This window comes from Roseomonas marmotae (genome assembly GCF_017654485.1).
In the GTDB taxonomy this organism is placed as follows: Bacteria; Pseudomonadota; Alphaproteobacteria; order Acetobacterales; family Acetobacteraceae; genus Pseudoroseomonas; species Pseudoroseomonas marmotae.
In genome coordinates this window covers 2,647,553-2,660,451 of sequence record NZ_CP061091.1, presented here as the reverse complement: position 1 = coordinate 2,660,451, position 12,899 = coordinate 2,647,553, and the positions used below count along the sequence as shown (strand labels likewise).

The 12,899-nt window shown below is 70.1% G+C and carries 10 protein-coding genes; 1 reads left to right on the top strand and 9 read right to left on the bottom strand.

The features are described from left to right. Positions 1–3: 3 nt before the first annotated feature. The gene (locus IAI58_RS12555) at positions 4–771 is read right to left on the bottom strand and encodes a tRNA1(Val) (adenine(37)-N6)-methyltransferase (protein ID WP_207445461.1); all 768 of its coding nucleotides are present in this window, start codon (positions 769–771) and stop codon (positions 4–6) included. A gap of 110 nt (positions 772–881) precedes the next feature. Between IAI58_RS12555 and IAI58_RS12550 the strand changes: the two genes are divergently transcribed. Beyond that, the gene (locus IAI58_RS12550; protein ID WP_207445462.1) at positions 882–1,901 is read left to right on the top strand and encodes a polyprenyl synthetase family protein; all 1,020 of its coding nucleotides are present in this window, start codon (positions 882–884) and stop codon (positions 1,899–1,901) included. Between the two features lie 94 nt (positions 1,902–1,995). Here the strand turns inward: IAI58_RS12550 and IAI58_RS12545 are convergent, their stop codons facing one another. The 8 genes from IAI58_RS12545 to treY form a co-directional block, all read right to left on the bottom strand. Continuing rightward, positions 1,996–2,655 carry a hypothetical protein gene (locus tag IAI58_RS12545; protein WP_207445463.1) on the bottom strand — a complete coding sequence of 220 codons (660 nt, stop codon included), beginning with the start codon at positions 2,653–2,655 and terminating at the stop codon, positions 1,996–1,998. A gap of 50 nt (positions 2,656–2,705) precedes the next feature. Further along, positions 2,706–3,155 carry a hypothetical protein gene (locus tag IAI58_RS12540; RefSeq protein WP_207445464.1) on the bottom strand — a complete coding sequence of 150 codons (450 nt, stop codon included), beginning with the start codon at positions 3,153–3,155 and terminating at the stop codon, positions 2,706–2,708. A gap of 288 nt (positions 3,156–3,443) precedes the next feature. Continuing rightward, positions 3,444–4,199, bottom strand: coding sequence for an SDR family oxidoreductase (locus IAI58_RS12535; RefSeq protein WP_207445465.1), 756 nt, complete (start codon positions 4,197–4,199; stop codon positions 3,444–3,446). A gap of 74 nt (positions 4,200–4,273) precedes the next feature. Continuing rightward, entirely contained in the window at positions 4,274–5,023 is a 750-nt protein-coding gene (locus IAI58_RS12530) for an HD-GYP domain-containing protein (RefSeq protein ID WP_207445466.1), read from the bottom strand. Further along, on the bottom strand, positions 5,023–5,694 hold the full coding sequence (locus tag IAI58_RS12525) for a response regulator transcription factor (protein WP_207445467.1): 672 nt from the start codon (positions 5,692–5,694) through the stop codon (positions 5,023–5,025). Before IAI58_RS12525 ends, IAI58_RS12530 begins: the two co-directional genes overlap by 1 nt. Before the next feature lie 111 nt (positions 5,695–5,805). Then, positions 5,806–8,751, bottom strand: a complete 2,946-nt coding sequence (locus IAI58_RS12520) for an ATP-binding protein (protein ID WP_207445468.1) — start codon at positions 8,749–8,751, stop codon at positions 5,806–5,808. 181 nt (positions 8,752–8,932) lie between these two features. Next, a complete protein-coding gene (locus IAI58_RS12515) occupies positions 8,933–9,997 on the bottom strand; it encodes a family 8 glycosyl hydrolase (protein ID WP_237182204.1) in 1,065 nt (354 codons plus the stop codon). Between the two features lie 193 nt (positions 9,998–10,190). Further along, positions 10,191–12,833, bottom strand: coding sequence for a malto-oligosyltrehalose synthase (treY, locus tag IAI58_RS12510; protein WP_207445470.1), 2,643 nt, complete (start codon positions 12,831–12,833; stop codon positions 10,191–10,193). Between the last annotated feature and the right edge of the window lie 66 nt (positions 12,834–12,899).

The window sequence follows — 12,899 nt, the reverse complement described above, 5'->3', positions numbered from 1 at the left end:
CGCTTAGGCCTCGCGCATCGCCAGCGGGGCCGCCCCGCGCAGCACGGCCTCGGCATCCCGGGTCCAGCCGGACTCGTCATGAAGCACCAAGCCGGGATGCAGGTGGTCGGGCTGGCGGCCATGCCTGCGCGCCTGCACCAGCACGCGCCGCGCCGGCTGCCCCGCGCGCGGCCAGAGCGGCAGCAGGGAGACGCCGCCGCAGCGGGCACCGCGCAGGGCAATGGCGGCCTCGGCGAAGCGGGCGGCGGGCAGCACGAAGGTCAGAGTGCCTTTATGCGCCAGCGGTGCCGCCAGGGCATCGGCCCAGTCCTCCAGCCCCGGACCGGTGCCGGCATGAGTGGCGCCGGCACGAAGCCGGGTGGGCGGCGCGGTGCCGCCGGGCCAGTAGGGGGGGTTGGCGAAGGCATGGTCCGGGCGCGGCTGGCCGCGCAGCAGGGCGGGGTCGGCGATATCGCCCTCCAGCACCGTTACCCGGTCCGCCCAGCCATTCAGCGCCGCATTATGCCGGGCCAGCTCCGCCAGATCAGGCTCGCGTTCCACCGCCAGCACACGCAGATCAGGCATGCGAGCCAGGAGGCAGAGGAAGACGGCGCCGCTGCCGCAGCCCCCTTCCAGCACCGTCTGCCCGGGCCTGGCGGGGATGGCGGCGGCCAGCAGTACTGCGTCCAGCCCGGCGCGCAGCCCCTGGCGCGGCTGGCACAGCTTCACCCGGCCGCCGAGCAGCGTGTCCTCGGTCGCCTCGCCCGGGGCGATGATCGTCGGCAGCCGCATAGCCTCGGCAACTCCTTGATGTGATTTCAGAAACCAGGCCCTGGACGCTGGCTTGCTGGCGGGGACCCCGCTGGCTATGGTGCCCGCGCAGCGAAGAGGTCAATGCCCGCGTGAGTTCCCCCGCCGTACAAGCCCCGTCCACCACCGGGGAGGATGCGCTGACCGCACTGGTCGCCCTGGTGCGGGAGGATCTGGATGCCTGCAACCGGCAGATCCTGGCGCGGATGCAGAGCCCGGTGCAGCTGATCCCGCAACTGGCCGCGCATCTGATCGCGGCCGGCGGCAAACGCCTGCGGCCCTTGCTGACGCTGGCGGCGGCACGGATGTGCGGCTATCGCGGCGACCGGCATGTGCGGCTCGCCGCCTGCGTCGAGTTCATCCATACCGCCACGCTGCTGCATGACGACGTGGTGGATGAGAGCGACCTGCGGCGCGGGCGGGCCAGCGCCAATGCCGTCTTCGGCAACCAGGCCAGCGTGCTGGTGGGCGATTTCCTGTTCGCCCGCAGCTTCGAGCTGATGGTGGAGGACGGCTCCCTGGAGGTGCTCCGCATCCTCTGCGGTGCCTCCGCCACCATCGCCGAGGGCGAGGTGCTGCAGCTGGTCATCCAGAACGACACCGCCTCGACCGAGGCGCAGTATCTGGACGTGATCGAGGGTAAGACCGCCGCGCTCTTCGCCGCCGCCACGCGCGTCGGCGCCGTGGTGGCCGACCGCCCGCAATGCGAGGCCGAGGCGCTGGACAGCTACGGCCGCAACCTCGGCATCGCCTTCCAGCTGGTGGATGACGCGCTGGATTATTCGGCCGAGCAGGCGACGCTGGGCAAGACGGTGGGCGACGACTTCCGCGAGGGCAAGATCACCCTGCCGGTGCTGCTGGCCTTTCAGCGCGGCGATGCGGAGGAGAAGACCTTCTGGCGCCGCGTGCTGGAGGAGCGTCAGCAGGAGGAGGAAGCGGATCTCCGGCACGCCCTCTCCCTGATGGAGAAGCATGACGCTCTGGCTGATACCATCGCCCGCGCGCGGGAATACGGCGCCACGGCCATCGCCGCGCTACGGGACTTCCCCGACAATGCGGAGAAGCGCGCGCTGGCGGCAGTGGTGGAATTCTGCATCGCCCGCGCGCGGTAGCCCGGGACGGCGATACCGGTCCACACATGAAAAGCCCCGGCACTGGTCCGGGGCTTTCCTGTTTCAGGGGCGGCGGCGGGATGCCGCCGGACCGTCAGACGCGCGGATGCGGGATGCCGCCCGGCGCCAGCGGGTCGCTGATGGAGCCGGCGACAGGAGTGGGGTTACGGGTCACGCTGTCGCGGTCCGTCGCCACGTCATCCTTGTAGCCATCCCAGCCGCTGGCGCGGTAATCGGCCTCGCGGTTGCGGATATCGACCGGGTTGTGCCGCGCCAGGATGCTCTCGGCTTCCGCCGCGCGGGCATCATTGGTCCGCACCGTCACCAGGCTGCCACCCCGGCGCACGCCTTCGGCATAGATGGGGGCATCGGCCTCGCTGACGCCGAGGCCGGTCAGGCTGCCCACCAGGCCTCCCGCCAGCGCGCCGGCACCCGCGCCGGTCAGCGCCGCCACCAGCGCGCCGGCCGCGACGATTGGGCCGATGCCGGGGATGGCGATGGCACCCAGGCCGGCCGCTAGGCCAGCGCCGCCGCCGACCAGGGTGCCCAGCGTGGCGCCGATGCCGGTGCCGGACGTGGTCTTGTCGGCCGCGTCGTGATGCGTGGCGGTCGTATCCGTCAGGCCGGTGTTGTCGGCATTGCTCGCGACGATGCCGAGATCGTCATGTGAGAAGCCAGCCGCTTCCAGATCGCGCACCGCGGCGAGCGCGTGCTCGCGGGTGTCGAACATCCGGGTGATGATCTTGTCCTGCATGGAGTTCTGCCTTTTCTGAAAGGGGTCGCGGGTGGCGGAGCGGGCGCGCCTCAGCGCGCCGCGCTATCCCCGGTGACCACCTTGCCCTGGAAATCGAGGCCGACACTGGCCTCCGTGCCGTTACGCATGGCGCGGCCGCGCCACACGCCCTGGTCGTCCTTCCGCAGCTCCTTCACATCGGTGTAGCCGGCTTCCTCGATGCGGCGGCGCGCCTGGCTCTCGGTGAAGCTGTTGGCGCCGGCGGCGGGGGTCGTCGTGGTCGGCGGGCGGCTGTCGCTGCCGGTGGCGCCGGTATTATTGGTCGTGCCCATCGGCGTGCCGGTGGCCGGCGGGTTCATGCCGGGCGCGGTGGTGGTGCCTGTGCCAGTGCCGGGAGTGGCCGGGGCCATGGTGCCCTGGCTTGGCGCGGCGCCCGTCGTGCCCTGTTGAGACTGCGCCATGGCAGCCGGGGCGACGAGAAGGGCGGCGGCAAGTGCAATGGTCGTCGTGCTGGCTCGCATACTGGTCTCCCTGTTCTTGCCGGCGAATAGAAGCGCCGGATGTGCCAGGGTAATGCTTGGAACCCGCTTGCGTTTTCATCTGAGACGATGGAAAATATTATAAATCTGCTAAGTTGTAGTTTTTGCTGCTCCGCTTCAGCTTGGGTTACCAAGCCTGTCCCAGGCATAGCTCCATGTGGCCTGGCTGCGGGATCTTCAGGCGTCAGGAATGGGGCAGTGCCTGTCTTGCCTGCCCCAATTCCCCTGATGCCGGGGGGAGCGGCTCCCGCGCCCCCCCGTTCCCCGCTCTCAGCCGCGGCCCACGAAGGGCATCTGGGTCGCCATGATCGTCATGAACTGCACATTGGCGTCCAGCGGCAGGGAGGCCATGTGCAGCACGGCCTCACCGACATGGCGCACATTCATGCGCGGCTCCACCATCATCGTGCCATTGGCCTGCGGCACGCCCTTGGACATGCGCTCCGTCATCTCGGTGGCGGCATTGCCGACGTCGATCTGGCCGCAGGCGATGTCCCACTGGCGGCCGTCCAGGCTCAGCGACTTGGTCAGGCCGGTGATGGCATGCTTGGTCGCCGTATAGGGCGCCGAGAAGGGCCGCGGCGCATGGGCGCTGATGGAGCCGTTGTTGATGATGCGGCCGCCGCGCGGGTTCTGGTGCTTCATCATGCGATAGGCCGCCTGGGCGCAGAGGAAGGCGCCGTTCAGGTTGGCGGCCACGGTGCCGAACCAGTCCTCCAGCGCGATCTCGTCGAAATCCACGGCGGGGCTGCCACGGCCCGCATTGTTGAAGAGCAGGTCGCAGCGGCCCCACTTCTGCTGCACGGCCCGGAACAATGCATCGACCGAGGCAGGGTCGCCCACATCGGTCGGCACGGCCAGGCAGCGGGCACCGTCCGGCCCGGCGGCCTCGATGGTGGCCTGCAAGGCATCGGCCCGGCGGCCGGCCAGCGCGACGCTCCAGCCCGCGCCCAGCAGCGCCAGCGCGGCGGCGCGGCCGATGCCGCTGCCGGCGCCCGTGACGACGGCGATCTTGCTTTCAGTCATGTGGTTCTGTCTCCCTATGGCGGTTCCCGCGACAACCTGCGGCGCCGCAGGGGCGCAGGCAAGTCGCGCACCGCCTACCAGGGGCAGGGTGGCAGCCGCAGCGCGTGTTCCAGGCGGTGGGACAGCAGCAATCCCTCTCCCGCGCGGGGCTTCCAGCGGCCGGGGGCGGCATCCAGCCCCAGCTCCTGGCGGAAGGCAGGACCCAGGCCCTGCACCAGCAACTGGGCGAAACGGGGGTCGAACTGGGTGCCGGAGCAGGCTTCCACCTCGGCTAGGGCTTCGGCCACCGTCAGGCGCGGACGATAGGCGCGGCCCGGCTCGATCATGGCGACGAAGGCATCCGCCACGGAGACGGCGCGCGCTAGCGGCGAGAGCATCTTGCCCGGCCGGCCGCTGGGATAGCCGCCGCCGTTCCAGCGCTCATGATGATCCCGCGCGACGAGGATCACCTCCTCCGGGAACCGGAGCGCGGCCAGGGTCTCGGCGCCCGTCACCGGATGGGCGCGGATGGCTTCCAGTTCCGGCCGGCTCAGGCCACGGGGCGCGCTGAGCAGCGAAGCCGGCAGGAAAAGCTTGCCGAGGTCGTGCATCAACCCCGTCGCCACGATCAGCGCCGGGTCCCCCAGCGTCGTGCCGGCGCAACTGGACATGGCCAGCAGCACGGTGGCGACGCGAATGGAGTGATCGGCGCTGGGCGCGTGGTGCCGGCGCAATGCCGCCAGGAGCCGGAGACTCTGGCGGGAGAGATCGCTATCGGCGACCGAAGCGGGGATGTCGGTCTGCGGTATCCGTTCCAGGGTCGGATAGGGAACGGTGGCCGACATTACCATACCAGGCGATAGCCGCGCCCGCGCACCGCGGTGATCTGGATGCGTCCGCCGGAGACCTGTTGCAGCTTCTGCCGCAGGGAGGAAGCGAACTGGTCCACGCCGCGCTGCTGCGGTTGCAGGGCATAGCCCAGTACCTGCTGGGCCACGATCTCGCGGTCTGCCACCCGGTCCGGCGCCTGGAGCATGATGCTCAGCAGCCCGGCCTCGGCCCCCGTCAGGCGGCGTTCCACGCCATCCCGCCCCAGCAGGCGCTGGCGATTGGGGTCCAGCACCACGCCGGCGGCTTCCAGCAACTCGCCGCCGGTCTGCTCCGGTTCATCCAGCCGGCGCAGGACGGCGCGGACACGGGCGGTCATTTCCCGCATCGAGAAAGGCTTGGTCAGGAAGTCATCCGCGCCAAGCTCCAGGCCCAGCACGCGGTCGACCTCCGAGTCCCGGCCGCTGAGGATGACGATGCCGCGGTCCCGGCGGCCGGCCAGCTCCCGGACCATGTTCAGGCCATTGCCGTCCGGCAGTTCGAGGTCGATCAGAACGACGCGGGCGCTGGAGAGGCCGACGGCGCGGGCGGCGCTCATGCTGCCGGCGATCTGCACGGAGAAGCCATCCCGCTCCAGCGCACGGCCGAGGGTCTCGGCCAGGGCTTGGTCGTCCTCGACGAGCAGCAAAGCGGTTCTCCCGCCCGCCTGGCCCGGGAGATGATCCTGGGACGGCAGGGGCATGGCTGCCGAAGGTGCGGACAGGGTGTCCATGAAGGAAATGATAGCGAAGCTGCGCGGTTACACCAACCCCTGCGTGTGCTCCGCCCCAAATTTCAGCGTGATATGTGCGGGCGAGGTATCCAGCAGTTGCCTCAGCTGGTGCGCCAGCACCGCGCCGTTGAGCGGCTTGGCGAGCAGCGGCATGCCGTTCACCTCCTCCATCTCACGCAGGGCATAGCCGGAGATCAGCAGGACACGCATCGCCGGCAGCCGCTGCCGCAGCAATTGCGCCAGGCGTGGGCCACTGATGCCGCCGGGCAGGATGACGTCGGACAGCAGCAGGTCCGGGCGCAGCCCGTCATCCAGTGCCGCCAGCGCCTGGGGGCCGCCTTCCACCGCCGTGACCCGATAGCCCAGCGCGGAGACCTGCCGCGCCAGGGTCTGCCGCAGGGCGGCCTCGTCCTCCACCAGCAGCACGCTTTCATCGCCACGGGGCAGGGGAGGCTCGATGGCCTCGGGCACCGGCTCGGGCGTCCAGGCCTCGGGCAGTATCAGCGCGACATCGGTGCCCTGGCCGGGGATGCTGGTCAGCTGCAGGAGCCCCCGATTCTCCCGCGCGAAGCTGTTCACGCTGACCAGGCCCAGGCCCGCGCCATGATCGGCGCCCTTGGTGGAGAAGAAGGGCTCCAGCGCGTGTGCCATCACCTCCGGCGTCATGCCGGTTCCGGTATCGCTGACGGTCAGGCGCAGGAAGCGGCCGGGCCGTGCGTCCGGCACCTCCAGTAGCGCCCCCGCATCCAGCTCCACCGCCTCCAGCGTCAGCGTCAGCGTGCCGCCGTCCGGCATGGCATCGCGGGCATTGACGGCAAGATTGATGATGGCGTTCTCGGCCTGCTCGGGAACCAGGCGCAGGCGGGGAAGATCCTGCTGCATCTTCCGGACATCCAGGCGCACCTTGGCGCCGAGCAGCCGCCGCAGCAGCGGCATCAGGCGGTCCACCAGCTCCTCCGGCGCCACCTCGCGCGGCGTCACCTCCGGCTGATGGCCGGCGAAGGCCAGAAGCTGGCGCACAAGCGTGCGGCCGCGCTCGGCCGCGTCGCGGATCAGCACGGCGGCATGGCGGGCGCCGGGGTCGTGCTCCAGGTCCTCCTCCAGCATCTCGGCATTGCCGGCGACGACGGTGAGGAGGTTGTTGAAGTCGTGCGCGACACTGCCGGCCAGCCGGCCCACGGTCTCCATCCGCTGGCTCTGTCGCATCCGATACTGGTTGCGGCGGGCTTCCGTCACCTCCCGGAAGAAGACGGCCACGCCGTCGGCGGCGGGGAAGGCATAAGCCTCGAACCACCGCTGCGGCGCCTCCAGGTGCTGCTCAAACTCCAGCGGCTGGCCGCGCGAGGCGACGGTCTGCAGGTTTTCGAAGACCTCCAGTTCCGTCAGCTCGGGGTAGAGGTCCCAGATGGGCTGGCTGAGGACCTCCTCCCGCGTGCGCCCGGCCAGCCGCAGCGCGGCGGTATTGGCGTAGGTGATGCACCAGCTGGCGTCGAGCGCCACGAAACCGTCGCTGACGGCCTCCAGCAGGCGTTCCACCCGCTCCCGCGCGCTGCCGGCTTCCTCGGCGGCGCGATGGGCGGCGGCGATCAGCCCGCGGTTGCGGATGGCGATCTCCGCCAGCCGGGCGAATTGCGCCAGCATCGCCTCTTCATCGGCCTGGAAGCCTGCCTCGTCGCCCGGCGCGGCGGCCACGGATAGCGCGCCCAGGGGCTGTCCCTGCTCGTCCCGCAGGCCGATGCAGGCGCGGGCGGGCAGCCCGTCGGCGCCGGCGGGCCAGATGCGCGGCGCCGCCTCGGCGGCACGTTCGCGGTCGGTGGCCCAGCGCTCCAGCCTGTCCAGCATCGGGGCGGACAGTCCATGGCGTGGCGCGAGATTGATGACCTGCTGCTTGCTGGATTGTTCCTGCCGGTCGCCGTCATGCAGGGTGACGCAGGCGAAGGGGGCGCGCAGCGCCTCCCGCGTCAATTGGCTGACATGGCTGAGCAGGGCTGGCAATTCCGAGACGGCGGCGATGCCGGCGGAGCCGCGCGCCAGCTGTTCCAGACGCGTCGTCGCGGCGGCCTGGGCATCGAGGCGGCGCCGCGCCTCGCGTCCGACCAGCAGCATGCCGAGGCCGGCGGCGGCGATGGCCAGCAGGGTCAGGCTGCCGCCCATCCAGGCGCGGCGGGTCCATTGCACCATGGCGCTGTCGTCGCCCCGGCCGAAGGCGACAACCGCAGGGTAGCCCGGCACCGGCCGCCAAGCGGTGAAGCGGCGCTGGTTATCGATGGGGGAGACGACCCGGCCGTTCCAGCCCTGGTGGGGCTGCGGCCCGAGGGCGACGGTGGCGGCGTCTCGGAAGTCCTGGCCCACAGCCTCCGGCGGGGCGGCCGGGATGCGTGTCACCAGCCGGCCATCCTGGTCCAGGAGAGCGACGATGTGGTCGGCGCCCAGGTCCAGCTGGGCATAGAGCCCTTCCAGCAGCCGCAGCGGCAGCAGGGCCAGGACGACGCGGTCGTCGGGAAGAAGCTGCGTCAATGGCAGGACCGGCCCGTTGACACTGCGGAGTGGGGTGCCCAGCGTCAGTTGCCGCGACGCCGCCACCGCTGTCACCGCGCCGTGCTGGAGGCCGGCCAGCCGCCTGTGCCCGGCGGCGGTGGCGAATTCGATGCTGCCATCCGGCCTCAGCACCGCCAGCACCACGCCGTCCTGTAACGCGCTTTCCCGCGTCGCGAGGGCCAGGGAGACATCATCCGGCGGTGCCTGGCTGGCCATGAGCTGCGCGAGGCCCAGCACCGCCCGGTCCAGCCCACCCAGCAGCGCGCTGGCCTGGACGGCCATGGTATCGGCGAGCAGTCCGACCTCGCGCAGGGCCTGGCGTTCTGTCGCGGCGCGGTCCATGGCCAGGGACACGGTCACACCGCCGGCCAGAAGCAGCGCCGCCAAGCCGAGGGCGGCCGGGCCGAAGCGGCGGGAGAGAGAGGTGCTGCCCAACCAGCCTCGCCGGGCACCACGCCGTGCCGCCCAAGGCTGAATCATGGCGGCGGAATGTCTGACAGAGGGAGCCGTTCGTCGGCGGCGGCTGGCATTACGATCCTGACGATAAAGCCTTTGCTGCGGTTTTTGACGCCGGGGCGGCCATTCCACAAGGCGGGCGTGATACGCGGCCCTCCGCTCAACTGGTCAGCGGGAGCCGTTCCTCCAGGGCGATATGGGAGAGGACGGTCAGCGCCGCTGCGTAATAGTCCTGCGCCTCCGCCACACCCGGCAGGGCCACTGGCCCCGGGGTGGTCGCCGCCGCCAGACGGGCGATGGCGCGATGTGCCGTGCCGAGCGGATAGGGGGCTGGCCTGTCGCCTAAAAACTCGGTCCAGGCGGGCTGATAGGGATGGGCCGGCGTGGTCCAGAAATCGACGGCGGCGCGGGCCGCGGGCTCCAGTGACAGTCCTCCCCAGGCCAGGAAGAGCGGCACGCGCATGGCGTCATAGGAAAAGCGCGGCGCCCAGCCCGGCGCCGGGGAAGGGGGGCCGCCGTGCCGGGACAGGCGCAGCCAGTCCGCCGGCAGGCCCCAGCGGCCGAAGCGCGCATCCCGCAGCAGCGTCAGCCCATCCTCGTAGAGGTTCATCCAGGGGCCGCCCGACCGAGCGGTCCCGGCGAGGTCGGCGAGGGCGGGAAAGACATAGTAGGATGGGTTCACGACGACGGCGTCGCGATGCTCGAAGCCGAAGGAGGCTGGCAGCAGCAGGGTGCGGCCATCCACCTGGCGGACGCAGAGCCGGGCCAGGTCGGCGCAGATGGCGGAGGAAAGCTGCCGCAATTCCGGCCTTTGCCAACGGCGCGCCGCACGGGCCAGTGCCCAGGCGATGAAAAGGTCGCCGTCGCTGGCATTGTTGGTGTCCTCGACTGCTATCACGCGGTTGGGCACCCAGCGCCAGGCGTAGAGCGAGTCGCCGGAGCGGCGCAGGTTCCGCTGGGTCCAGGTCAGGAGGCGGTCGAAGGTGGCGCGGTCGTCATGCGCTTCCGCCATCAACATGGCCCAGCCCTGGCCCTCGGAATGGGAGATACCGCCGTTGCCGGTATCCACGACGCGGCCATTGGCTGCCACGAAGCGTTCGCGGAAGGCGATCCATTCGCCCAGGCACGGCCCCCGTCCCACGGTGGCGACATTCGTGCTGGGCAACTCCGCATGACCCGGCGTGCGGGCGGTGCTCCAGACCGCTGCCGCAGTCAGTCCCGCCAATCCCCGCCTCGTAAACCTGCCCACCATCGGATGGTCCTAATTAAGCGGTGTCGAAGGTTTCCGTTTCAGCTTCGCATATGTCAGGAAGATTTACACCCGTTCTGCACGGTTAGCGTGCAAAGCTTAATGAAGCACATGCTGTTTTCAGCCAAGATGTTTTGATTGTAGAAGCACTTCTTTCACAATTACGTGATCATGCGCCGCGGCGGAGCACCAGCAGAGGTAGCTCCTCCTCCCAGGATTCGAGGCCGAGGCTTTCTCCGGCATCGACCCGGCGACCGCTGAAGACGCAATGCCATTGCTCCCCGGCCCGCATCAGCGGCAGCCAGGTGCCGGCCCAGCTTCCCTTCGGGAAGGCAGGAGTGCCGGCACCGCCGAGCAGTGTGGCCGAACGCAGCGGCACCGCCATCAGCAACTGCCGACCCTCATGCTCCCGCAGGAAGGCGAGCACGGAGTCGGCGCGGGGCCCCACTGCCTCCAGCGGCTTGTAGCTGCCGTGGTGGAACAGTTCCGGCCATTCCGCCCGCAGCCGCAGCAACCGGTGGATGACGGCCTGCTTCACGCGCCCGTCCCGCCACTGTGGCAGCAGGGCAGCAGGGCTGGCATCGGTGTGCAGCGATGCCATGCGCGCCCCGAAATCGACGGGGCGGCGGTTGTCCGGGTCTACCAGGCTTTCATCCCAGTACTCGGTGCCCTGGTAGAGGTCCGGCACGCCCGGCGCGGTCAGGCGCAGCGCCACCTGCGCCAGACCTTTCACCGCCGCCGCGGGGGCGATGCGCTCTGCGAAGCCGGCGATGCCGCGCAACAGCTGTGGGGACGTCGTGATATCCAGCACCCCTTCCAGGAAGGTACGGGAAGCCGCCTCATATTCCTCGTCCGGCATGGACCAGCTTGAGCGGCGCTTCTCCTCCCGTATCGCTTTCTGCTGCCAGCCGGCCAGCCGCCCGATCCAGTCCTCGATACCCGCCCGGTCCTCCGGGTTGAGGTCCAGCGGCCAGGAGGCGGCCAGCATCTGGAAGAGCATGGCGGCATCGCCATCCTCGGGCGCCGGGCCGCTTTCCAGGAGGCGGCGCAGCGGGGTGCTGGCACCCATCCAGCCGCGCAGGGTGGCGGCCCATTCATCCGCGATCTCCGAGAGCGCGGCTAGGCGCATCCGCACGTCTTCGCCGCGCTTGTGGTCATGCGTGGCGGTCGCCAGCAGCGCGCCGGGGTGCTGTTCCAGCCGCCGGTGGCAGGCGGCGTGGAAGCTGTTGGGTGGGAGCGAGAACTGGCCGGGATGCGAGCCGACCTCGTTGCGGGAAAGCAGGCGGCCGTAGCGGTAGAAGGCGGTATCCTCGACCGATTTCGCGGCGGTGGGAGAGGAAAGCTGCTGGAAGCGCGTGCGGGCCACCAGCCGCAAACGGCGCTGCTCCGGCGGCAGGTGGCGCAGCGGCTCCTCGGCCAGCCAGAGATGCAGCAGCTCCAGCACGGGGTGGTCGGAGAGCGGCAGGTTGGCGCGTGCCGCGCCGATGGCGCGCAGCATGACCGTGGCATCCTGCGAGGTCGGGCGGCTGGCGCGGGCATAGATGCGGTAGACCGGGAAGTGGACCAGGATCTCGGTCAGCACCCGCCGGATGGTGGCCAGTGGCACGTCGCGCGTCATGATGCCGGCGCGCGCGATGCGGTGCAGGGCGCGGGCGCAGGCTTCCCGCTCGGCGGCCAGGTTGTCGCGCAGGATCTGCCGGCGTGCCAGGCGTTCCTCGGCCGGGAAGTCGCGCCCGCTGCCGGAGACGTCCCGCCAGAGCTGGGAGAGCGTGGCCTCGCCGGCAGGGTCGTGCAGCAGAGCGGAGACCTGATCCATGAAGTCGTAGCCGGTGGTGCCATCCACCTTCCAGTCGGCTGGCAGGGCCTCCCCGGGCGCCAGGATCTTCTCGACGACGATACAGGGCTCGACCCGCGGCGCCTCGGGCGGGCGATGGCGGGCCGCCGCGGCCATGCGGCGGCGCAGCTTGCGGCAATAGGCGCCGGGCTGGGACAGGCCATCCACATGGTCGATGCGGAGGCCGTCGATCAGCCCCTCCGCGTAAAGGCGCAGGATGACCTCGTGGGTTTCGTCGAAGACTTCGGGCACCTCGGCCCGCACCCCGGCGAGGCTTGTGACATCAAAGAAGCGGCGCCAGTTGATCTCCTCCGAAGCGAGCTTCCAGTGCGCCAGCCGGAAGTGCTGCCGCTCCAGCAGTTCATGCAACCTGGCGCGGCCGGATTCGCTGGAGGGATCGAAGGATTCGAGATCTGCGAGCGTCGCTTCCACATCCTCAGGACGGATGGGGAAGAGATTGTCGAAATAGTCCACGGCGAGGCCGGTCGGCCCCTTGCGGACCAGCTTCAACTCACCCTCCGTCAGTGCCTCCCCATATGGGCGGCCGAGGAAGGGGGCGAGCATCTTGCCGCGCAGTTCCGGGTCGTCGGACTGCCAGTCGATATCGAAGAACTGCGCGTAACGGCCCTCCGGGCCATGGGCCATGACATCCAGCCAGACCGGATTGTCGTCGCCGCCCACGCCCATATGGTTGGGGACGATATCCAGCAGCAGGCCCATGCCATGCTGCCGCAGCGCCGCCACCAGCCGCCGCAGGGCGGGCTCGCCCCCCAGTTCGGGATTCACATGCCGGTGGTCCGTGGTGTCGTAGCCATGCGTGGACCCGGCGCGGGCCTGCAGGATGGGCGAGGCATAAAGATGGCTGATGCCGAGTGAGGCCAGATAGGGCACCACCGGAATGGCATCATCCAGCGTGAAGCCTGAATGGAACTGCAGCCTCGCCGTCGAGCGCGGGATGCTAGTTATGGGCTGCGTCATGCCGGGACAAACTCCTCACCGCTGCTGCATGACGCGCCGTTGCTGCGCGGGTTGCAACGAAACGGT